15 protein-coding genes and 2 pseudogenes are annotated in these 23,358 nt (G+C 60.3%); 10 read left to right on the top strand and 7 right to left on the bottom strand.

Features of this window, described 5'->3' with window-relative positions:
• Nucleotides 1-75: 75 nt before the first annotated feature.
• The 3 genes from AC07UH_RS19935 (at nucleotide 76) to AC07UH_RS19925 (ending at nucleotide 6,308) form a co-directional block, all read left to right on the top strand.
• Nucleotides 76-2,922: a TonB-dependent receptor gene (locus tag AC07UH_RS19935; RefSeq protein ID WP_495189967.1), complete on the top strand. Its 2,847-nt coding sequence runs from the start codon at nucleotides 76-78 to the stop codon at nucleotides 2,920-2,922.
• A gap of 69 nt (nucleotides 2,923-2,991) precedes the next feature.
• Nucleotides 2,992-4,491 (top strand): tryptophan halogenase family protein, encoded by a 1,500-nt coding sequence (locus AC07UH_RS19930; protein ID WP_495181921.1) that lies wholly within the window; start codon nucleotides 2,992-2,994, stop codon nucleotides 4,489-4,491.
• Nucleotides 4,488-6,308 carry an alpha-amylase family glycosyl hydrolase gene (locus AC07UH_RS19925; protein ID WP_495181920.1) on the top strand — a complete coding sequence of 607 codons (1,821 nt, stop codon included), beginning with the start codon at nucleotides 4,488-4,490 and terminating at the stop codon, nucleotides 6,306-6,308. Before AC07UH_RS19930 ends, AC07UH_RS19925 begins: the two co-directional genes overlap by 4 nt.
• A gap of 562 nt (nucleotides 6,309-6,870) precedes the next feature.
• Here AC07UH_RS19925 and AC07UH_RS19920 read toward each other — a convergent pair.
• From AC07UH_RS19920 to AC07UH_RS19910, 3 genes and pseudogenes are all read right to left on the bottom strand, one after another.
• Entirely contained in the window at nucleotides 6,871-9,267 is a 2,397-nt protein-coding gene (locus tag AC07UH_RS19920) for an alpha-amylase family glycosyl hydrolase (protein ID WP_495181918.1), read from the bottom strand.
• A gap of 516 nt (nucleotides 9,268-9,783) precedes the next feature.
• Nucleotides 9,784-10,572 carry a type 1 periplasmic-binding domain-containing protein gene (locus AC07UH_RS19915; RefSeq protein ID WP_495181950.1) on the bottom strand — a complete coding sequence of 263 codons (789 nt, stop codon included), beginning with the start codon at nucleotides 10,570-10,572 and terminating at the stop codon, nucleotides 9,784-9,786.
• Between the two features lie 12 nt (nucleotides 10,573-10,584).
• Nucleotides 10,585-10,785, bottom strand: a pseudogene (locus tag AC07UH_RS19910) (LacI family DNA-binding transcriptional regulator); the annotation flags it as partial.
• A gap of 320 nt (nucleotides 10,786-11,105) precedes the next feature.
• Between AC07UH_RS19910 and AC07UH_RS19905 the strand changes: the two are divergent.
• From AC07UH_RS19905 to AC07UH_RS19895, 3 genes are all read left to right on the top strand, one after another.
• On the top strand, nucleotides 11,106-12,293 hold the full coding sequence (locus AC07UH_RS19905) for an HlyD family secretion protein (RefSeq protein ID WP_495189966.1): 1,188 nt from the start codon (nucleotides 11,106-11,108) through the stop codon (nucleotides 12,291-12,293).
• Nucleotides 12,290-14,440 (top strand): peptidase domain-containing ABC transporter, encoded by a 2,151-nt coding sequence (locus AC07UH_RS19900; protein WP_495189965.1) that lies wholly within the window; start codon nucleotides 12,290-12,292, stop codon nucleotides 14,438-14,440. Before AC07UH_RS19905 ends, AC07UH_RS19900 begins: the two co-directional genes overlap by 4 nt.
• A gap of 161 nt (nucleotides 14,441-14,601) precedes the next feature.
• On the top strand, nucleotides 14,602-15,297 hold the full coding sequence (locus AC07UH_RS19895) for a prolyl hydroxylase family protein (protein ID WP_495181915.1): 696 nt from the start codon (nucleotides 14,602-14,604) through the stop codon (nucleotides 15,295-15,297).
• Nucleotides 15,298-15,389: 92 nt separating this feature from the next.
• On the opposite strand, the gene AC07UH_RS19890 is transcribed toward AC07UH_RS19895, so the two are convergent.
• The 3 genes from AC07UH_RS19890 to AC07UH_RS19880 all read right to left on the bottom strand — a co-directional run bounded on the left by AC07UH_RS19890 (nucleotide 15,390) and on the right by AC07UH_RS19880 (nucleotide 17,661).
• A complete protein-coding gene (locus AC07UH_RS19890) occupies nucleotides 15,390-16,262 on the bottom strand; it encodes a hypothetical protein (protein ID WP_495189964.1) in 873 nt (290 codons plus the stop codon).
• Nucleotides 16,263-16,266: 4 nt separating this feature from the next.
• Nucleotides 16,267-16,641, bottom strand: coding sequence for a nucleotide disphospho-sugar-binding domain-containing protein (locus AC07UH_RS19885; RefSeq protein ID WP_495181913.1), 375 nt, complete (start codon nucleotides 16,639-16,641; stop codon nucleotides 16,267-16,269).
• 861 nt (nucleotides 16,642-17,502) lie between these two features.
• Nucleotides 17,503-17,661, bottom strand: a complete 159-nt coding sequence (locus AC07UH_RS19880) for a hypothetical protein (protein ID WP_495181912.1) — start codon at nucleotides 17,659-17,661, stop codon at nucleotides 17,503-17,505.
• 649 nt (nucleotides 17,662-18,310) lie between these two features.
• Here AC07UH_RS19880 and AC07UH_RS19875 point away from each other — a divergent pair.
• The 4 genes and pseudogenes from AC07UH_RS19875 (at nucleotide 18,311) to tcmP (ending at nucleotide 22,852) form a co-directional block, all read left to right on the top strand.
• Nucleotides 18,311-19,269: pseudogene (locus AC07UH_RS19875) on the top strand (IS481 family transposase).
• Nucleotides 19,270-19,300: 31 nt separating this feature from the next.
• Nucleotides 19,301-19,564 carry a response regulator transcription factor gene (locus AC07UH_RS19870; RefSeq protein ID WP_495181949.1) on the top strand — a complete coding sequence of 88 codons (264 nt, stop codon included), beginning with the start codon at nucleotides 19,301-19,303 and terminating at the stop codon, nucleotides 19,562-19,564.
• Nucleotides 19,565-20,927: 1,363 nt separating this feature from the next.
• Complete coding sequence (locus tag AC07UH_RS19865; RefSeq protein WP_495181911.1) at nucleotides 20,928-21,668, top strand: DUF5131 family protein; 741 nt, start codon at nucleotides 20,928-20,930, stop codon at nucleotides 21,666-21,668.
• Nucleotides 21,668-22,852 (top strand): three-Cys-motif partner protein TcmP, encoded by a 1,185-nt coding sequence (gene tcmP, locus AC07UH_RS19860; protein ID WP_495181910.1) that lies wholly within the window; start codon nucleotides 21,668-21,670, stop codon nucleotides 22,850-22,852. Before AC07UH_RS19865 ends, tcmP begins: the two co-directional genes overlap by 1 nt.
• 70 nt (nucleotides 22,853-22,922) lie before the next feature.
• Here tcmP and AC07UH_RS19855 read toward each other — a convergent pair.
• Nucleotides 22,923-23,358 (bottom strand): hypothetical protein (locus AC07UH_RS19855; RefSeq protein ID WP_495181909.1); only part of this gene is annotated, 436 nt, incomplete at its 5' end.

Raw genomic sequence — 23,358 nt, 5'->3', positions numbered from 1 at the left:
TCGAAACGCTTGCGCTGTAGGCAGTTACACAGATCAACCGCTCCCGATCAGAAGGAGCCGACCTTGGAGGATGGCGTGAAAAAGTCTTTCGTGAACCGTAAATCTCTGATGCCCGCCAGCCGCTTTGGCGCGGCAGCCAGCGTCGGCGCTCTAACGGTGGCACTCGCTGCCTTGGTTCCGTTCACGCCTGCCGCCGCACAGGATTCGAATGCCGGCCAGGCATCCAGCAATGTTCCGGATCCGGCAGCAAGCTCAAGCAGCGCCGGCAATCCGAATGAAGCGGTCAGCGCGCCTGCGCAGAAGGCGTCCAATGCCGCTGTCGGCGCGGATGCAGCCGATCAGGCCGACGCCGGGGGCGGTGATATCGTCGTGACCGGGTTCCGCGCGGCGTTGGAAAACGCGGTCGCCGAGAAGAAGAACCAGGACATGGTGATCGAGTCGGTGTCGGCAGAGGACATCGGTAAATTGCCTGATGCTTCGATCGCCGAGTCAATCGCGCGTCTGCCAGGCATCACGTCACAGCGCGTGAACGGCCGCTCGAACCAGATTTCGATCCGTGGTTTCTCGCCCGATTTCTCGACCACGTTGCTTAACGGTCGCGAGCAGACCTCGACCGGCGACAACCGTGCCGTCGAATACGATCAATATCCCTCCGAAGTCGTCAATCAGGTGCTGGTCTACAAGACCGCCGACGCGTCATTGGTAGGCCAGGGCCTCTCCGGAACCGTGGATCTACGCACGATCAGGCCGTTGGAATACGGCCGTCAGGTCGTCGCTGTGGGCGCACGCGGTACCTATGCGGATGCAGGTAAGCTGAACGATGGCTCGAAGGACACGGGCTATCGCGTCAGCGGCACCTATGTCGATCAATTCCTGAACAACACGCTCGGCGTGGCGTTGTCGGCCGCTTATCTCAACGAGCCCTATCAGATTCAGGAGTTCAACTCCTGGGGCTATGCCACCACGGCCGCGGGTGACTCGGTCATCGGCGGGTCCAAGTCGTACGTCACCTCGACGACACTAAAGCGTCTTGGGCTACAAGGCACCGTCGAGTGGAAGCCGGTCTCCCAAATTACGGTGACGCTGGACGGCTTTTACTCCGATTTCAGCGACGAACAGATCAAGCGGGGCGTGGAACTTCCGCTCGGCTATGGCGCGAATGGCACCAGCCTGCTGACCAATGCCGCCGTGAACAACGGCCTAGTCACCTCGGGCACGTTCGGCGGCGTGGAGGGCGTTGTCCGCAATGACAGCTTCACGCGCAAGGCGAAGCTGTATTCGTTCGGCTACAACGCCAAGTACAAGGGTGACGACGGTTGGAATGCGATGCTCGACGTCAGCATGTCACGCACCGATCGTCGCGAGATCGTTCTTGAGAGCTATAGCGGCACCGGCTTCGGCGCGGGCGTCGGCGCCACCGATACGATCGGTTTCGTCACGGGCAACACCGGCACCACCTTCTCGCCGAGCCTCGACTATTCGGATCCCAATCTGATCCAGCTTACCGATCCGCTGGGCTGGGGCGGCACGACTCGTCAGGCAGGATACTACAACGATCGCAACATCGTCGACGACATCAAGCAGTATCGCGTCGAGGTGGAGAAAGAGATCACCGAAGGTCCGGTGTCGAGCGTCCGCTTCGGGCTGAACTACACGAACCGCTACAAGAAGCTCATCCCGACGCAGGACTTCCTCACGCTGTCGAACGGGGCTCTCCAGCAGGTCATTCCCAGCCAATACCTCAAGTCGTCCACCGACGTCTCGTATCTCGGCATCGGGCCGATCCTCAGCTATGATCCGAGCGATTTGCTTGCCGGCGGCGTCTACACTTTGTTGCCCAACAACACCAACGATGTGGTCTCGTCGGGCTTTCGCGTCGATGAAGACGTGATGACAGGCTATCTCCAAGGTAACATCAAGCAGAGCATCGGCGCGGCCGAGCTGACCGGCAACTTTGGTTTGCAGGTCGTGTCCACCGAGCAGAAGTCCTCAGGTCTGGTGTATGACGGAACCGCATTCAACACGATCACGCGCGGTGACGACTATCTGGACGTGCTGCCCAGCATCAACCTGTCGTTGCGCCTGCCAACCGACTGGGTGTTCCGCGCGGCGGCAGCGCGCCAGATGCAGCGTCCCCGCATGGACGACATGCGGGTCGCGAATGGTTATGGCTATGACGTTGCCCGGCAGATCATCGTCGGCGGTGGCGGCAACCCATACCTGCGTCCGATCCGCTCGAACTCGTACGATCTGACCATCGAAAAGTATTTCGGCACCACCGGCTACCTTTCGCTTCAGGGGTTCTACAAGGATCTCAAGAGCTTCGTGTACAATCTCGAAGTGGATTACGACTTCACGGGCTATCCGCTGAGCAATGCGCCGGTGGGCGTCGTGGTGCCGACGCTTGGTCGTAACACGATCCCCATCAATGGCGCAGGCGGCAGCATCTATGGCGGCGAACTGGCCGGTACGCTCCAGCTCGGCAAGCTCATCTCGGCACTCGACGGCTTCGGCCTGACGGGTGGCGGTTCCTATACCAAGACCGAGATCGTACCGACGCCGGGCGGCGCTTCGGAGGATATCCCAGGCTATTCCAAGTGGGTCGCCAACGGCACCGCGTTCTTTGAGAAATGGGGTCTCAACGTCCGTGGCAGCGTACGCTACCGCTCGACGTTCATCGGCGAGCTGTCCGGCTTCGGTGCGGCGCGCACCCGTCGCCGTGCGATCGACGAGACGATCGTGGACGGTCAGATCGGCTACGACTTCAAGAACGGCATGTTCAATGGGCTGTCGTTGTACATCCAGGGTCAAAATCTCACCAACGCGCCGTTCGTGACGATCAACGGAGATCAGCGGTCGCAGGTCATCGATTATCAAAAGTATGGCCGCCGCTTCCTTGCGGGCTTCAACTACAAGTTCTGACACTCCCCTCTCGCTCTCCGCCAGCCTTGCTGGCGGAGAGTTCCTTGTTCCCCGATAGGACGCCCCGCCATGCGCAAGGTCGTGATCGTGGGCGGCGGGTCGGCGGGCTGGATGGCCGCCGCGTCGTTCGCCCGATTTTTGCCACCGGGCACTGCCATCACCGTCGTCGAATCCGAGGCGATCGGCACCGTCGGGGTTGGTGAAGCGTCCATCCCGTCCATCCGGCTGTTCAATCAAAGCCTTGGTATCGACGAGGAGGCCTTCCTCCGCGCGACCGAGGGCACCATCAAGCTCGGCATCGAGTTCGCCGACTGGTCGCGCCCGGGCAGCCGCTATATCCATGCCTTTGGATCGATCGGCCGTAGCCTCGGTCTGGTGCCGTTTCATCACTATTGGCTGCGCCACCGTACCGAAGGCGGCGACGGCCCATTGTGGGATTATGCGGTAAGCGCGGTTGCCGCCGCCGCCGATCGCTTCTCCCCCGATATAGGCAGACCGGAGCTTCCGACCGGGTTAGCCTGGGCCTTTCAGTTCGACGCCACGCGCTACGCTGCGCAATTGCGTACCTTCGCGGAGCAGCGTGGAGTGGCTCGAATCGAAGGGGAAGCAGTCGATGTCAAACTCGATGAGGGCAACGGCGATGTGATCGCGCTCGCGCTCGCCGACGGGCGCCGTGTGACGGGGGACTTCTTCATCGATTGCTCAGGCTTTCGCTCGCTGCTGATCGGCAAGGCGCTCGACGTGGGCTTCGAGGATTGGTCGCACTGGCTGGCCTGCGACCGCGCGCTGGCTGTCCCATGCGTCGGCGTCGCCCCTATCACGCCCTACACGCGCGCCACCGCCCGCGTCGCGGGCTGGCAATGGCGCATTCCGCTTCGGCATCGCACCGGCAACGGCTTGGTCTATTGCAGCAGCTTCCAAGACGATCAGGCCGCGGCCGACTCTCTGCTCACGAACCTTGACGGTCCGGTGCTGGCGGAACCCAGATCGCTACGGTTCACGACCGGCCGGCGTACCGAGCCTTGGTCACGCAATTGCGTCGCGCTTGGGCTGGCGGCAGGCTTTCTGGAACCGTTGGAATCAACCAGCATCCATCTCATCCAGTCCGCCATCGCCCGGCTGCTGGCTTTGTGGCCCGGCATGGACATCGCCAAGGCCGACCGCGATGAATTCAATCGGCAGTCGGCTTGCGAGTGGCGGGCCGTGCGCGACTTCCTGATCCTCCACTATCATGCCAACGGCCGCGCCGAACCGTTTTGGCAGGCCTGTCGGGCGGCGTCGCTTCCCGACAGCCTCGCGGACAGACTGGCGCTGTTCCGGGCCAACGGTCGCATCGTCCGCAAGGGCGACGAGCTATTCACCGAAGTCGGCTGGCTCCAGGTGATGCTCGGCCAGGGAATCGAACCAGCCGGCTACCATCCGCTGGCCGATACGCCATCCGCCGAAGACCTCGCAAGTTTTCTTGCTGCCGTGCGTCAGCACGTCGCCGCAACAGTATCGCGGATGCCCCCGCACGACGACTTCCTCGCCGCTCGCCGCGGCGCGGCTCAAGCTCAGGAGAGATCATGATCCGTACGATGTTACTCGCCGCTGCCGCGGTGGCGGCAACAGTATCGATCCCTGTGCAGGCTGATCCCAAGCCCGACTTTCGCAGCCGCCTTCCGCAAGACGAAGTGATCTACTTCATGCTGCCCGACCGCTTTGAGAATGGAGATAGCGGCAACGATCGTGGGGGATTGTCAGGTGATCGCAGCCGGACCGGGTTCGATCCCACCGCGAAAGGCTTCTACCATGGCGGCGATCTCAAGGGGATCATCAAGCACCTCGACTACATCCAGGAACTGGGCGCCACCGCCCTGTGGGTCGGTCCGATCTTCAAGAACAAGGCCGTGCAGGGACCGCCGGGTCATCAATCAGCCGGGTATCACGGATATTGGATCACCGACTTCACGCGCGTCGACCCGCATCTTGGCACCAATGCGGACTTCAAGTCGCTAGTTGATGCGGCGCACGCACGCGGGCTCAAGGTCTACATGGACATCGTCGTCAATCACACCGCCGACGTCATCCAGTATCAGGAATGCGCCGCGAACTCTCCCTGCCCTTATCGCAACGAAGCAAACTTCCCCTATCAGCGTCGCGGCGGCACCAACGGCAAGGCAATCAATCCCGGCTTTGCGGGCGACTACATCGCTACGGCGGAGAACTTCGCCAAGCTAACGCGCCCTGACTACGCCTACACTCCATATGTGCCTTCGGCGGAGCGCACGACCAAGGTTCCCGCCTGGCTCAACGACCCGATTTATTATCACAATCGTGGAAACACGACCTTCGTCGGGGAGAGCGCGACCAAGGGAGACTTCTCCGGGCTTGATGACATCATGACGGAGAACCCGCGGGTGCACGCCGGGATGATCGACATCTTTGGCGACTGGATCGACCGTTTCGGCATCGACGGCTTCCGCATCGACACGGCGCGCCACGTCAATCCCGAGTTTTGGCAGGCCTTCGTGCCGGCGATGCAGGCGCGTGCGGCAGCCAAGGGGATTCCTCACTTCCACATCTTCGGCGAGGTCGCCGAGCACAGCCTAGATCCCGGCGTTCTTGCCGAGCACACCCGTGTCGATCGGCTGCCGGCCGTGCTCGACTTCGCCTTTCGCGAAGCGGTGTTTGCCACGGTGGCAGGCACCCGCGGCACAAATGCATGGGAGACTTGGCTCAAGGGCGACGCGCTCTACGCCAATGGCTTCGACACGGCGGTCACCCTGCCGACCTTCACCGGCAATCACGACGACGGCCGTATCTCGCATTTCGTCCGCAAGGCCTTCCCCGACGCTCCCGACGAGGAAGTTCTCAAACGGGTCGAACTCTCAAACGCCTTGCTGCTGACCCTTCGCGGCGTGCCGACCATTTATTCGGGCGACGAACAAGGCTTTACGGGAGACGGCGGTGATCAGGATTCGCGTGAGGACATGTTCGGCAGCAAAGTCGCCGCCTATAACGACAATGTCCTCATCGGCACCAACACCTCGACAGCGACGCCGCATTTCGGGAACACGAACCCGCTCTTCCGACAGATCGCCACCCTCGCCCGCATCCGTGTCGCCAGCCCGGCGCTGACCCACGGCAGGCAGACGCTCCGGGCGCGAGACGACAAACCGGGGCTGTTGGCCATTTCGCGCTTCGATCCCGAAACCGGCCGGGAAATCCTGCTCGCCTTCAATACGTCGACGAGCCCTGTACGCCGCAATGTTCAGGTTGAGACTGGCTCGGCGCGGTTCCAGGCTCTTGCTGGTCGATGCCCCGGTCAAGCGACGGCGCCAGGATCTGTCCTTGTCGAGCTGAAGCCTTTGGAATACGCGATTTGCGAAGCCAATCGAAAATAGGTCCGATCCGCTTCATAAAATGATCAACATGCGCGTCTTTGCATGATGCCACTGTCATTGACTATGTCCGACCTTCTTCCAAGCGTTCAAGTATCGACTTTCCATGCCCCCTCCGCCTACTTTAGATCAGTGATCTTGCGGCTGTTTGTTCGGATCGGCATAAAGCCACCTTACGAGGCATCGAAGGATTGTAGCGGATGAATGATCTCGTACTCGGATACGACGACCTCGAAATCATCGAACTACGTCTATCGCCGTGGCAGCATGCGGAAGATCATGTCGAGCTGTCGATTAGTTATTGCGGAAGGCAGCCAGTACGAATCATCCTGCCGGCGAAACTGCTGACAGCCTATGAGGCCCATTGCGCGGAACGCGCATTGAGACCGTCACTTTAGGTTTCGCGTTCCGATCCCTGCTCTGCAACGAAACCGCGCCGAGCCGGCCCGACACTCATACCAGACGAGCGGATGCGATCGGCCAGAACCCAGCGCGCCAGTAAGATGGTGGTCCTACCGGTAACGATCCTCCGCTCCTCAGCATGGGATTGCGCCCAATGCATAGCTTACCTCGCAAGTAAAACCTTACCGTAAAGAGCATCGATGGTCAGCCGGATTCGGCCATTGTCGTTGGGAACCGCCGCCCCGGTGACAGCGTCGATAAAGTGGGATCGAGCGAGGTCGCTGGGAAGCTGAAGGTCGATCGTGCGCGCCTCGGCGGCATTGTTTACGGCAACGATGGCAGAGGCTCCGCCCAATCGCCGAGGCACGACGACGACGTTGCCATCGGCGTACAAGGGCGCACCGAGCGCCCCCCGCGAAAGCAGCGGGTTCGCCTTACGCAATGCAACCAGTCGGCGGACTTCAGTCAGCATCACTTGATCGGGCTGGCCGCCGCGGTCGGCCCAGGGATAGGTCCGACGATTGTCGGGGTCTTCGCCGCCGGTCAGCCCGACCTCGTCGCCATAGAAGATGGTGGGCGCGCCGGGCCAAGTCATCTGCATGAACAAGGCCAGGCGATAGCGCCGCTTGGCCTCCGCAGTGCGTGCGGCATCATCGCCTCGATCGCCGAGCAGCCACAAGGTGCGTGCGGTATCGTGGGTGGACAACAGGTTCATAGACGCGCGCATCGCCTGCGCCGGATACATCTCCCGGATCAATTCGATGTTGCGGTAGTTTGCCGCTGCATTGCCGCCGGATACGATGTCGATCGCCGTGTTGCGGAAGATGTAGTTCATGGTCCCGTCGAACATGTCGCCTAAAAAGTATTTCGACGCGTCGAACCAGGTTTCTGCAATAGTTACCGCATCGGGCTTGGTGGCTTTCACAGCGCTGCGCCATTCGCGCCAATAGGCGTCGGGCACCCAGGGCGCAACATCCATGCGCCACCCGCCGGCGCCGCGCTTCAGCCATTGCCGCGTCACCGAATCCGGTGCGCTAAAGGTGAACCGGCGGAACGACGGCGCCATTTCATTCAACTCCGGCAAGTCCTTCGCGCCAGTCCAGCCGGCATATCGGTCATCGGGGTCGGCCTTGCTCGCGTTGAGCGTATACCAGTCGGCATAGGGGCTATCGGGCCGCACGGCGCCGCCTTCCAGCGCGCCGATGCCGGGATGCCGGGCGTAGCGATCGAAGTAGATGCTGTCGCGTCCGGTGTGATTGAACGACGCATCAATCACCACGCGGATGCCACGCCGAGAAGCCTCCGTGGTCAGCCGTTCGAAATCGGCGTTGGAGCCGAACGCCGGATCGATCCGGGTGTAATCCCCAGTGTCGTATTTATGATTGCTTGCGGCCGCGAAGATCGGTGTCATGTAGATCGTATTCGCACCAAGGCCCGCGATGTAATCGAGCTTGTCGGTGATCCCCTTCAAATCACCGCCAAAGAAGTCGTTGGAATAGCGTCGATCGGACCCATCGCCCGAACCGGGGCGATAGGGCTTCTCCATCCAGGCCGCGTGGTGCTCCACATCCGCTGGCGCGCCGAAACCGGCGCGCCGATCGTTGGAAAGGTCGCCGTTCCGGAAGCGCTCGGGGAAAATATAATAATAGACCGCCTCCTGCGCCCAGTTCGGCACTGAAAAACCGGGCGCAAAAATGGTCTGCCGGAAGCGACGGATGGTGCCGCGGTCTTTCGGCATAGGCGAGCTAATTCCCAAGCCGTTCGCGCCGCGCTCGCGTGTCCAATAAATCGGCGTAGAGTTGTTCTGGTACACATAGGTGCGGTCGCCAATGACGACCTCGAACCAATAGCCGTAGATGCCGGGTTTGACGAATTGATAGGATCCGGCCCAGCGGTTGCGTTTTCCTATGCCCATCCGTGTCAACGACACGCGATCGATCTCGCTGTAAGCGATAATCTCTTGATTGCCCTCCAGACGACGCTCTTCGATCACCAGGGTAGCGCGGTCGACGCCGGCGAGCGCATCCAGATTGAAGGCAATGTTGGTGCCTGCCGTCACCGCGCCGAACGGCGCTTTGTCTGCCAATGCGCGGGTATCGTAATGGAGACTAAGCGCTATAGGGTTGAAGAGCGTCAGGGCTGGTGCGGCCGCGCGCACGACCGTCAAGCTTGGTTGTCCGGTTGCGAAGGTCAGCCGGAGTGTGTGCCAGCCATTAAATCGATACCGCAGGTTCGATCCGCCGCCTTCGCCGACGCGGGCGATGGGTATCGCTCCGCCAGTCGCCTCATCTTCGTGCGGGGAAGCGAAGGTCGTCCGGTCCGACCAACGGTCATCGGCAATCTTGAAGTCTTGCACGCCCTGGAGTTCGGTAGTGATGACGTAGGCGTTACAATCCCAACGGAACGCGTCCTCGCCCGCGGCAACCCAGCCGCTCATGCTCCCGCGCAAATACAGCCGCGTATCCCCAAACGGGGCCGCAGAACAGGTCGCATCGCTTTGCGGCGAGCTCCCGACCGCTCCAGCCGCCATCAGCAAACCGGCCCAGATCTGATTTTGCATGCCCACTCTCCAAGATCGATTCCGATAAGAGGATTTGAGCCCCAAGCCAATAGTCTGGCAGCATACCTTCCCTAATAGCCGCATCGATGCACGCGACCATACTCAGGACAAAGGTAGTGCCTGAGCTTTTGTAGCTTTGATGGTAGGTCGCCGTCATAACCTGCGGCGTAAGTGTCCATATCGTCACGTCCGCCTCGCGTGCCGACGGACCGCAGCCTACAGGGCCGATTGAGCGAACGCAGCCACCTTGCCCTCCTTCGAAACGACCCAATACCGGTCACTTAGAGCCGCCTGCGCTCGCCAATTTTGGACGCTTGTTCATCTCGGGTTCGCGCCTTCTGGGGATGCCGCGCAAACGTCCGGCTGGACTGATGGGCAGGGAAGCAGCCGCCGGCCATCAACGGGCTGACGGCTGCATGAGCTCTATTGTGACATGATCGGGACCTGAAACGTAGGCCACCGAGGTACCCTTCCGTGGGCCACCCGCGATCGGCAGTGGACTACCCTTTGCCTAGCTCATCCTTTCCGCGCGCTTCCGCGATCGATGTAGATGGGCGAAACTGGAATCTTGAGCGGGGGAACGCTCGTAAGGGCTCTTGCAATCCCGCGCGCTATTTCCCGGCACGGCACGCTGAACGTGGATAGGTTGTAGCGCCTCGTGGCCGATCCTAGTTCATCGCCGACACCGATGATCAACGGATTGCGGGGTGGCTTTGTGCCCGCGCCCTGATCCGTGAAGTCGAGCAGCGCCCACGCAATCCTGTCGTCCGCACAGAGGACTCCGTCGGCCAGCTCAACGCCACTCTCCATCAAGGAGAATGCGTTCACGTAGTCGGCTGAACACTCGGCAAATGCCGTCGCTGCTCCAGCTCGGCGCCCTTCGTCGAGAAAGGAGCAGGCAGCAGCGCTTCTCTCAGGTCCCAGATAGAGCAGACTTCGAGCACCTCGAGCCAGCAGCGTCTCGGCTGCGCGCCGGCCTCCCTGCTGCCAATCCGGATAGACGCTGGAGCAGCCCTCGCATTCGTCGCAGTTCAACGTGATGACCTTCATGGAACGGCATTCGTGATGCGCATCTGGAAGACGCCTGGCTGAAATCACCGCGTCCACACCTTGAGAGCGTAGATTGGCGAGAGCCGAGATCCCGCTATCGCCCGGTTGAACGGTCGACAGCAGCAGCTGACGATCGATCCGGCTGAGGACCGAAGCCACCTCGGCCGTCAACGAAAGAACACGGACGTCCTCTTCCAGGTCGACGAGCATTGCGACGACGCGCGACCTGTTCGCTTGTAGCAGCCGTGCCGTCATGTTCGGAACGTATCCTAGGATCTTGGCTGCGGCTCGCACGCGTTCGCGCGTCTCGTGTGCGACCGAGGAACCGGCCATGAATGCCCTCGAGACGGTAGGCTGCGACACCCCGGCGAGTCTGGCAACGTCCTTCGACGTCACTCTGTCTTGGACCTCTCGCACTTGCCGCCCTTGCTCCAATTCGCGCGTTCGGGCGCGCGGCCTTCTGTTCATCACGACCAGTCTGCAGTGTCAACGCGCAACCCGGAAATAGGAAAACCGGGTTTCGAAGTTCGCCATGTTAGCGCCCTTGGGAACGTCTCGAATGATCGACGCCCGCCTCAAGGAATTAGGCTCTCACACCCGCGCCTGCACCGGGCCCGCGCTTCTGCTTCTACGTTCCCACCTGCGAGAAGCGGGGCGGCGAGTTTGAAGCGCTTGTCGAGAAGGGCGCCGCCCCATCGAAAGAGGCTCCGCTTGCCACCTGCGGCGCGGCCCGGCATCGTTCGGCGATGTTCAGGGAGGAAGTACGCGTTGCTCAGCAGGATCGCATCATGGGGGACGTCTGGCTTGCGCCACCCCTTTCGTGGCAGCTGCTGGCGTATGGGCTTTTTGCGGCCGTCGCCTGCATGGTCGCGTTTCTCTTTCTTGGATCGTATGCGAGAGTGGAGACCATCAGCGGGCAGATAGAGCCGGATGCTGGCTACGCGCAGATCATGCCGTCCCGCTCCGGCGTGATCACTGACATGCTTGTTCGCGATCGTGAAATGGTGACTGCTGGACAGCCGCTTGCGCGGATCAGAGCGGAGGAGGCGAACGTTTCGGGGGTCGAGGGCACGAGCCAAGCGCTCGAGGCACTCGATCGTGAAGACAGAAGCCTTGTTTCTCAGGGGCGCCAGATTGTGGAAGGGGTCGAAGCCGTCGAGGCGCGCCTGAACGCCCGCATCTCCGGTCTGAAGCAGCAGGTCGCATCGCTCAGCGAGGAGATGGTCGTCCAGCGCCAGCTCATCGACGTCGCGAGATCGGACCTCGACCGCGCGGAGGTCGTCGCCAGACGAGGCTTCGTGAGCAGGCGGGACGTGCAGGGCCGTCAAGAGGTGCTGCTCGGACGCACTCAGCAGCTTGCCAACCTCGAACAGTCCCGCGCCGAGAAGCTGGCTGCAATTTCTGAGGCCCTTCACTCCGTTGATGAGGCCCGGACGACGGCCGCGCAGAATGCAGCAGGCTTGGCTGGCAGCCGAGCCTCGCTTGATCAGCGTCGACTTGTTGTCAGGGCAACCCGCGGCTACGCGCTGATGGCTCCGGTCTCGGGCACCGTGACCACGATCTCAGGGCGTTTAGGCCAGGCAGTTGATCCAGCGCGACCGATCATGACGATCATACCCAAGGGCGCCCAAATGGAGGCAAGACTGGATGTCCCGACCAGGAGCGTGGGTTTCATGAAGATCGGTCAAGAGGTCCGCCTCCAAATCGACGCTTTTTCCTACGAGCGCTTCGGCACCGTCAAGGCTCGTATAAATCGCATCAGCCTGGTCGCTTCCCAATCGGCTGTGATCGGTGGCGCGAAAGCATCTGACCCGACATACGTCGTCACCGCAAAGATCGATCGACCATATGTCAGCGCGTCCGGCGAACACAGGCCACTCCAACCCGACATGACCCTCACGGCGCGGGTTGTCATCGAACGGCGATCGCTGATGGAGTGGCTATTCGAGCCTATTTTGGCTGTCCGCAGAAGGTGAGGCCACTCTATCTCAACACCGGTATCTGGCCGCGGCGAAAGACGCCTCACGTCAGACAGACCGAGATCGCCGAATGCGGCTTGGCATGCATCGCCATGATCGCCGCCCATCACGGCCTTGACGTGGACCTGAACTCGCTGCGCCGCCGCTTCTCGCCTTCGGCTCGCGGCGCCTCTCTCAAGAGCCTCATTGCGATCGCCGATCGTCTGGGCCTTGCCAGCAGGCCCATCAAGCTCCCTCTGGAAGCACTTGAGGGTCTGGAGCTGCCTGCATTGCTGCATTGGGACATGAACCACTACGTGGTTCTAGATCGTTTCGAGCGGGGCCGCGCGGTTGTTCTAGATCCGGCGGTCGGCCGCGCGAGACGGCTTACCACAGCCGATTTGTCGCGGCACTTCACCGGCGTGGCTCTAGAGCTTCGACCGGCGGTCGACTTCAAACCTGCCGATGAGCGCCAAAGACTCCGTTTGCGGCAGCTTTGGGGACGGATGCGCGGGTGGAAGCGAGCCGTTGCGCAGACCGTGCTCCTCACTGCCGTGCTGCAGGTTTTCGCACTTGCGATGCCATACTATCTGCAGTTGGCCGTAGACAGCGTAGTTCCTGCACTTGACGGGAGCCTTTTGACGCTGCTCGCTGCCGCCTTCGGGCTCATTGTCGTATTCAACGCGGGTGCCCAGCTGCTGCGCAGCTTCGTTTTACTGTCCGCCGGCAGTTCAATGGGATTTGCGATGAGCAGCAATCTCGCCCGAAGATTATTCAGGCTGCCCGTTTCTTGGTTCGAAAGACGGCACGTCGGAGACGTTCTCTCGCGATTTCTTTCGGTTCGCCCCATCCAGGACGCACTGACGCAGGGGCTGGCAGCCGCACTCGTAGACGGTGTCCTTGCCCTGGTCGTGTTCATAGTGATGCTGTGGTACAGCGTGATCCTTGCTTTCGTGGCACTAGCGGCATTCTGTCTTTACGGACTGATTCGCCTGGTCACCTTCGCGTTCGAGCGGGATGCAAGGGAGGACGTCATCATCGCGTCCAGTCGTCAGCAGTCGGTCCTAATCGAGACCATGAGGGGCATCGTTCCGCTTCGGCTTTATGGGCGGGAGGCTGAGCGTCACGCCCTATGGCAAAATCGACAAGCGGCTGAGACGAATGCCGCGCTCGCGGCGGCGAAGGTCGGGATATGGCAGGTGACCGCGAACACGCTAGTGTTCGGCCTCGAGAACGTTCTTACGGTCTGGCTTGCATTTCGCTTCGTTCTCTCGGGCGGCTTCTCGATCGGCATGGTCGTCGGTTACCTGGCATACAAGCAGCAGTTTCTTGCCCGTGCGACCGCGCTGATCGACCAGGCCATCGCATTCCGAATGCTTGGACTTCATCTCGACCGATTGGGCGACATCGCTCTTGAAACAGAGGACGAAGACTTCCGCGAAACCTTCGATCGGGTAAAGCCGTTCGAGGGAGGGCTGACTCTGCAGGGCATTGAATACCGCTATTCCCCGACCGACGCTCTGGTTCTCAATGGCGTCGATCTTGATATACCCGCCGGGGCGCACCTGGCCATCACGGGACCTTCTGGCGGAGGAAAGTCGACGTTGGCCAAGATCATGCTCGGGCTGGTCGCTCCGACCGCCGGACAGGTGCTCATCGACGGGCAGCCGTTGGAGCGGTTCGGCCGGAGGCCCTATCGGGAGCAGGTTGCGGCGGTTCTGCAGGAGGACAGCTTGTTCGCCGGCTCGATAGCTGACAACATAGCCTTGTTTGAAGACGAGGTCGACATGAGGCTGGTCGAGGAGGCCGCAACGATTGCCGCGATCCACGATGAGGTGGTGGCACTTCCGATGGGATACCGCACCTTGGTTGGAGATATGGGGTCGACGCTGTCCGGCGGCCAGAAGGCAAGGGTGCTGCTGGCGCGCGCGCTCTTTCGGCGCCCCAAGCTGCTGCTAATGGACGAAGGAACAGCACATCTAGATCCGTCGACCGAGGCGGCGATAAACGCCTCAATTTCTTCGATGGGCATAACGCGCATCATCATCGCGCATCGCGAAGAGACGATCGCGGCTGCGGATCTCATATTCGTCTTGGAGCATGGATCCGTTCGAGAAGTCGAGCCATCGTTCCTGCGGTCGAATGCCGGAAGCGTGCAGAGATGAAAGTCAGCGCGGCTCTGCGCCGCGCTTTGTCCGCCAGGATGATGGTTCAAGCAGCCTGTCTTTGCGGATCGCTTCGCCGATCCCGAGCACGCGGTGGCAATTGACGTCGCCGCGCAATCGGGCAAGCCTGTTGCAATCGACGTGGAGCTAGGGAGCGGGTGGTGCTGGCACAAAGCAACGATGCAGTGATCGAGCGGTTGAGCGGCATGCGTGGAATGCATAGGCTGCCGTACAAGGACCTCCCGATTTTCTTCATGAAGGACTTCCTAGACGACGAGGCGTGCAGCGAGATCATCGCTCTCATCGACGAGGTGAACGCTCCATCCGTCACCCTTCCACCGTCACCCGATGTGACCTATCGCACAAGCCGCACCTGCTATTTCGTAGATGGACCACCTTTGGTGATGTCGATAGAGCGGCGCCTGAGCGACCTGACTGGCATACCGGGCCTGGCCAGTGAGCGCATTCAGGGACAGAGATACGTTGCGGGACAGCAGTTCAAGCCTCACGTCGATGCCTTCAACGATCGCCAGCTGCATGGAGCAGGATCGAAGTCGGACTACCAGCGAACATGGACCGTCATGATCTACCTAAACGGGTCTTGCTCTGGAGGAGAGACCGTGTTCCCCAACGTAGGCTTCAAGTCATCTCCTCGTCGCGGCAACCTCCTAGCATGGCTCAATCTACTGGACGATGGTAGCGTCAACCCTTTGTCGGTGCACTTCGGAGCCGAAGTCACGGAGGGCTCAAAATACATATTGACTAAGTGGTTTAAGGATACGCTGAGTGATGTCGACGCGTTTTCGATCGTGAATACTTCACATAATATGCTGCCCGCCTCAAGTCTCGACCATTGATCACGATGTCTTGCTACGCTGCGCAACGGCCGCTGCATTGACCAAATCGAAGTCGCGCCCGGCGGCCGTTCTTATCTTGAGTTTGGCCACTCTCACACCGCTTTGACGTGACGATTTATCGGGTGCATAGCGGCTTCCGGGAACAGCTCGATCCCGTAGTGATGTGATATCGCCTGCGCTGAAAGATCGTTTCGACTTGGAGCGGATTGGGTCCAAAGGGCGGCAACCTGCGTGCCGGGCCACTGGATCTCCTCAAAGCCGGTCCCGACTCGCTGGCGTGCGAAACCGTTCAGACGCGTCATCGCGTAGAACCACAGGTCGTCGCTGTCCGGGGCCAATCTCTCGAAGAGACCCCGGTCCGTGACATCGGGATGAAGGCTGCCTGGTGGATAGAGGATCCCTCCAACGCCGACCGGAAGCGACGTGTGGATGGCTGGATGCCCGAGTGGAATGGCGATGTCGGGCAGCCAGAATGCGTAGGACGCGATCAAGTTGCCTTCGAAGGTCGGAACGAAGCCAAAATGGTAGGCAATCGCTTTGGCCCCCGCCGCGGCGGGCTCGACGAGCTGACGAAGCCAGTCCGATTTGTAATAGACGTCGTCGTCAGCCGTAACGTTGAAACAGGCGGCATGCTCTTTCAGTGCGGGCACTAGTTTCTTGTAAGAGCGCAGATCATCGCAAGGCCGGATATCGATCCATTTCTGCAGACTTAGCGTCTTAGCGGGAATGTATTCAAAATCATCCCGCGCTATCCATAACAGGATACGGTCTGGCCTGACGTCCTGGTTGATGATTGAGGTCAGCGTGAGGTGCAGCGTCGCAAAACGAGGTTGATGCGAGGTCACGTTTACGATGAGTTTGGAAGGAAGCCCATGCTCCTCCTGCCCGCTCGATGCTCGCTTTCTCGCTGCTTCCAACTCGAGGAATCGCCTCCCCAGCTTAGTATCGAGGAATCGGTCTCGCATGATTCTATCTGAGCACATCAGCGTCACCTTCGATCAACTCAAGATATGACGGTCTTGCCTCCGATCTCAATCGATCAGCCATCAGCAGGGCCTGCGACGCGACCATCTCATCTAGATAAAGCGCGTAGAGATCGCGAGCCACGGCGGCCGCGGTGACGTTGCCCATCGCATGACAGACCCCGAGACCCGATGATTGAATCACTAAGCCGTTCCACATCTTCTCGCCGTCGTATCCCAAAACGAAATGGGGAATGCCGGCAGCCAGAGCGGCTGATGCCAGGCCGTGGCCGCCGTGTGACATGACGATCCGCGATCTAGAGGCAATACGATCGATGGTGAGCGGCATCGATTCGAAAGCAAACTGCCGTTCCTGGATCATGCGCAGAAGCGCGGAACTTGGAGCGCGGACATGGATCCTGATCGGAAGCCGCGTCGCGGAGAGTGCCTGCCACAGTCCATTTCGTGGTGAGACGGTATTGTGAAAGTAGACGAAAACCTCCTCTCCCCCGGAACCCCTGACGTTCGGCCACCGAGCATCGTGGCTCATCGCAGGCGCGGCGTAGACGTCCGTGTGCCGAGCGGTTCGGTAAGGGTCTAGCATCGGAAACGAGCCAACGAGGCGCCTATCCGCCTCAAATATGGAAGCGGTGGACGCGAGGGAGGGTAGGCCCCGCTCCCTAAGTACGGCGCAGATTGTTCTGAGGAGCTTCCGCCCATCGGACCAACCATGCTCCGAATGCAGTCCTTGGTTCAGATCGGTTTTCAGTGAAGGAATCGAGGCGGCCGTTCCAATTGCCAAGGTGCGGACGCGGGTTCGTGCAGCCATGAGGAGGGCTGGAGCTGACTCTGCAATAACGACGTCGGCACCAGTAAGCTGAAGAAGAGCCTCCCACGCGCGGATCATGTGCCGCAGTATGCTGTGATCTGCTGCGCCAGCGAGCACCATGAGATCCTGTGTGGATCGCGGTGGAGCGGAAGAGCCAACGGCCAACCGGGTGCTGCCCGCCCAGACAGGCGCCTGGATAACTTGTACGTTCGGACCGACATCTAGCGACACCGCGCTAAGGTCGCAAACCGCAAGCCAAACGTGATGGCCCAACTCTGCAAGACGGCGGGAGATGGGAACAAGGGCGCTGACATGCCCTTGGTTTGCCCCCATTTCCCAGCCGATCAGGTACGTGGCGATTGCCCGCGACCCTCCTCCGGGTGGCTGGCGACTCGCGCCACTTCTTGAGCTACTTCAGCCGAAGGGCTTCGGGTTGTACGGCGGATTGCCAGAGCCTGGCGTCCAAGCGACGTAGCCCGGGGGCATGCTCGGGGTGCCATCGCCGCCTACGACGGTTTCGATTTCGACGAATTCAAGTTCCTCGAACATCGATGCGATCTCTTCACGATTCATTCTGAATCCTCCGAGTTTCGTGGTTGAAGCGGACGCGTATGCGCCGCAGCACCTTCATGACAGAGGAACCAGCGACTGAAAAGCAACAATTGTTGCTAGAACCGCCACGTGATGCCTGACGTCCTACGAACAGGTGACGTGCGGGGCATCACAGACATGGTGGCGACGCTGATCCGCGCCGGTTCCGAGCCTCCCTTGAGTCAGGGGCTAATCGGCTTCGCAACTTTCCTAGCTACGACGGCCAGCACGCGTATCGGCTCGAATCCTCCACTCGCTCGAACTGAAAGGCCAGCCGTTTGCCGGCACCTTCTCCACGCTGCCTCGTCGGAAGCCGAGCGGGCGACGGCGCTCCAAGGCCAACTGCTTTCCGCGAGACGACATGACTTGCCGCCGAACCGGTCAGCATGTTAATCTCCCGCGCGCTGACGTGAGCCGAGGCTATCTCGAAAATCTGTGCCACCGGAAACGTCCGCCGTAGGCTGTCGGAAGGTACGTCGACGAGTAGGTTGTCCACACCATCCACTGGTGCTGTCAGTCTAACGCGAACCGTTCTCTCAACGATGCGTTTCGGTCTTTGAAGGTCGCAGCCTAGGTGTTTGAACCCACGGTTTGATGGTGCGATCCTTTCTTTGGAATGGAAGGATGCCGTATGGGACAGGTACGTCACGCGTGCGCCACGACCACGCACGCCGTCCGAACAGCAATACAGCGATCGCAAGCTTCGCTCGCGACGCTGAGCCGTGAGTCGGGATCAACCCGAAGACGGTCGCGAAGTGGCGTAAAAGGGCGACGGTCGAGGACCTGAAGACCGGGCCGAAGGCCCCTCATTAAACGACCTTGTCCGAGGCGGAGGAGGCAATAGTTGTAACGTTCCGACGCCACACCCTGCTGCCGCTCGACGACTGCCTCTACGCGTTGCAGCCGTCGATGCCGCATCTGACGCGGTCGGCTCTGCACCGATGCCTCCAGCGACACGGCATTTCCCGTCTGCCGGACATCGAAGGCGAAAAGCCGAAGCGGCAGCGAATCAAGCGTTATCCCATCGGTTTCTTCCACATCGATATCGCTGAGGTGCAGGCTGCCGAAGGCCAGCTCTCCCTGTTTGTCGGCATCGACCGCACGAGCAAATTTGCGATCACCCAACTCGTCGATAAGGCGGACAGGCGCACAGCCTGGGAGTTCCTTGAGCACTTGCTGAAAGCCGTGCCTTACCGCATCCACACCATTGTGACGGACAACGGCATTCAGTTCGCCGAGCAGCCTCGTAACCGCAACACCGCCTAGTCGCGCCAGATGCGCTTTGACATGATCTGCGAGGCCAACGACATCGAGCACTGGCTCACCAAACCGAACCATCCGTGGACTAACGGGCAGGTCGAACGCATGAACCAGACGATCAAGGAGGCGACCGTCAAACTCTTCACTACGACAGCCACGACCAGCTCCGGACGCATCTCGCCAACTTCATGGCCGCCTATAAGTTTGCCCGCCGGCTTAGGACACTCAGCGGGCTCACACTCCACGAATAAATCACCAAGATCTGTACGTCAGAGCCAGACCGTTTCATCGTCGACCCCGATCCACCAGATGCCGGGACTGAACACCTAAGGACGCGGCGGTTGACGACCTTGCGGCCGCGATCCGCACCGTTGGGGGCGGCGGCCGCGCAATATTCGCCGATCTCGCCGCAGCCGCCGGCGAGATCGGTCGCGATCCGCTCACCGACCGCAAACGCGATACGTTGCGCCTCACAGAGGAGGGGCTGTCGAACAAGGCCATCGCCGATCGGCTCGGCTTGTCGCCGGGCACGGTCCGCAATTACCTATCCGATGCAGTAGGGAAGCTGGGCGCGTCAAACCGCATCGAAGCGGGCCGCACAGCGCGGCAGAACGGATGGCTGTGACCCATTTGCGGTCGTTCAGCGCGGCCTCGTCGCTCCCCCTCTTTCTGCCGTTTGTCCAGCTTCAATGATCGTGTCGTTCACAGCCAAACCGGATGACTTGGCGTCTGGCATGGGAAAAAGCTAGCCTTCGCCATTGATCATGGTCTAATGTTTTGGAAGGCTGCGACTATAGGGAGGCGGATGGATGGCAAAATACTTTGGGCGGCTTGGATGGACCCTTGTCGGTCTAATGGGATTTGTATTCAGCGGGATGGTGCTCGAAAATACCTCTGAGGTTCCGTTTGCTACACTCTACTGAGTTGCGTGCGCAGCAGTTTACCTTAGTTTCATATGGAGACTGCGGAGCGATTATCCCTCATATCGCCGACCCAAGATGAGCCCATTGATTGAACTTGCCGTCAACGTGGTAATCTTGATAATGCCACTCATAGATAGGCTTGAGTCGCGGGGCGAAATCATGGTTTTCGCGCTTCCTGATGCCATGATCGTGCTTGGCACGTGTATCGCTTCATGTCACGTCAGTAATGACTAACAGCGTGCTGCGCGCCAGATGATGATCTTCGGGGTGGTTAAAGCTGCCCTATTCTGTTCGATCCTCTACGCCGTCGTCCTTTTATGACCCGACAGCCGCTGACTGGATTGGCCTCCGATAGATTGAACGTCTGCTTTTAGCGCATAGTAAAAGTCACTGGACCGTCCAAGCTAAGCTGCGGCAAAAAATCGCCTACCGATTAAGGGGAGCTTTGCCGACGGAGAAGGCGGTTCAGATCACGCTTGTACTGTTGGCACGTTGTCGTGAGACGACCGCTCCGTTCCTCCGCAAGGCACCTCGTCGCGAGGGGCTGACGTACTCGGTACTGCGCACTTTCAAGGTACTGACGCATATCATATTGCTGGGGATTATCGAGATACGTAGTCTTGGCGCTGGCGGCTGAACCTACACTGGCGGTGAGCAGAACGGTAACAATTGCCTTTAGGTTCATGTCTGCGCTCCTACCGATCTTCGCTTCCCAACTCGCAAAAGCGAGGAAGGCTCAATCTCAGATTGAAGGCTGACACGCCCCGGGACCTGGCGCAAGCTATGGCGGCACCAAACACCGGCTACGGTTATCAAATGTCTGGCATTAGGCGAACGCATCCTGCCCTACAGCTTCCGGCAAGCTGACCCAATTGCAGACATTCAGCGCAACCTGAGCGCTTCCCGGGACCGGACATTCGTTCAGATTTCTGCGAAAATACCGTCACAGCTTAAACCGCCGCAGGGGCCAAGACGCAGAAGTCGGCTCTGTCCTGCCAAGCCGAGCAAGATTGTATAGCGGTTGCCGATGTGTAAGGTTTATGCTCCGTTCCGAGGACGTGAACTATGGCCGACGGCAGTGCAATCGAGTGGACGGATGCGACCTGGAACCCGGTAACAGGCTGCACCAAGATCACGGCCGGCTGCGACAACTGCTACGCTGCGCGCTTCGCCGAGCGTTGGCGCGGAGTGCCGAACCATCCTTTCCAGAAAGGCTTCGATTTAACGCTCAGACCTGAGCGCATTGCGCAGCCGCTTGCGTGGAAGCGTTCCCGGATGATTTTCGTGAACTCCATGAGCGACCTGTTCCACAAGCAGGTTCCGAGACCGTTCATCGATCAGGTCTTCGAGACGATGGAGCGAGCCGATTGGCACGTGTTTCAGGTCCTCACCAAGCGCAGTTCGCTGATGCGCGACTACCTTTCGCGTCGATATCGGGACGTGGCGCCTCCCGCCCATATTTGGCTCGGCGTCTCGGTGGAGGACGCCCAATCGGGCGCACGAGTCACCCATTTGCGTCAGGCGCCGGCTACCGTGCGATTCCTCTCCGTCGAACCGTTAATCGGCTCCGTCGGGCGTATCGACCTGACCGGCATTCATTGGGTGATCGCCGGTGGCGAAAGCGGACCCGGCGCGCGGCCGATGGCGATCGAATGGGCGCGGGAAATCCGCGATCAGTGCGCCGAGCAGGACGTTGCCTTCTTCTTCAAGCAATGGGGCGGCGCCAGGCCAAAGACGGGCGGCCGCGATCTCGACGGCCGCGAGTGGAACGAGCTGCCGGTTTCAGTCGCATCGCGGGCCGCCTGATGCGCCCAGATATCGCCAATTACGCCGGTCGTGAGCAGGCCTACGTCAAGCACCACCTCATCGCAGACTACGTCGAACAGCTTGTGTTCAAGGTTGGAAGCAGGCGTGATGTCGTCTACATCGATGGCTTCTCTGGCCCTTGGAAAGACCAAGGCGAGAATTTCGAAGACACTTCGTTCGGCATCGCGCTGGAGAGCCTCCGCCGCGCGAAGCAGACCTGGAAGGACCTCGGCCGCGGTGAGCGGACCATGACGGCCTTGCTTGTCGAGAAAGACCCGGAAGCGCATGCGAGGCTGCAAGAAATCGTGCCCCGCTACCCGGATATCACCATTAGGACGTTCAATGACGACTTCGTGAAACTCATTCCCGACCTCATGCGGGCCACTCCACCGGACGCCTTCTCCTTCGTGCTGATGGATCCCAAGGGCTGGAAGATCGACATGCAGGCCGTCGCGCCGCTGCTCCGACGTCCGAACTGCGAAGTCGTCTTCAATTTCATGTTCACGATGATCAACTGGTCCGCATCCATACCCAACGCAGCGATCCAAGCCGGCCTTGAAGCGCTCATGCCCCAAACCGACTGGAGACGTCGCCTTGACGCGATCGCGCCCGCAGAGGGCCGGTCCACGGCGGATGCAAGGAAAACGGTGCTGGTTGAGGCGATCAGCGAAGCGATCGGCCGACTCGGCGGCTACGAGTACGTAATGGAGACGCCCGTCCTCTTTCCGACCAAAGACCGGACCTTCTATTCGCTCATTTACGCCACTCGCAGCCCGAAGGGCGTCGAGGTCTTTCGTGACTGCCAGCATGCAACGTTGAAGGCGCAGGACCAGGTCAGGGCTGATCTCCAGCTCGCTAAGAGGGACGACCTCTTCAACACTACGGACATGTTCGGCGGCGCCATCACCGGCAACGAGTTTGCTGGACGATGGATGGCCGAACAAGAAGCCGCCGCGCTGATGGCGATCGTAGACACAGTCCCGATCAGCCCTGGCTCGATTACGTACGGCAATCTCTGGCCCGGCATTCTCGCCAAGCACGGTGTCAGGAAGACGAGGCTCGGGCGCATGGCGGCAGAACTAAGGAATGATGGTCGCATCGAATTTCTAGATTGGGCGGCGCGGAAGCAAGTACCCGACGACGCATACCGGATGACACGACCAGTTAGTCGGCTTCATAGTTGAGCGTGCTTAAATCTCGCGCTCCCCGCAATCGGGGGCGGTGCGATGGCATAATGAGGGGCCCAAAGAAGGCCTACCTCCGGCCTGGTGCTGCGGTTCGCTTCACTCGCATGTCGTTGAAAGTCTTCAATGCGGCCGTGGACGAAATGTAAATGAACGGATGCGATTCCATGCCCCGCATCTCCTTTTCGCGCTCGATATATTTGCCGCCTACATACGCGTAGCAGCCGCCTTGAATGAATCTGCAAAGGAAGGGCTTGAACGTGTCGGCTTTCCTCAGCTCATATTCCTCGGTCTCGAACGTGACCCATCGGAGACTATTTCGCGATCTCACGGTGCGCTCTGCCGACTCAACAATGTTGACCCAAGTCCCTATGAGCTGGACCACGTAAAACTTGGTAGAATGTTCAACGCGGTAGCGGTCATAACCTTGGTAAGCGTGTTCAGCAGGCCGCCTTGCGGTAGCGCCGGTAGCCGGGATGCTTGTCGCCTTTGACGAGGGCGCGGGC

The sequence above is a fragment of the Sphingomonas sp. GW821-FHT04B01 genome, from assembly GCF_059420425.1.
This window is presented reverse-complemented; position numbering and strand designations above follow the sequence as displayed.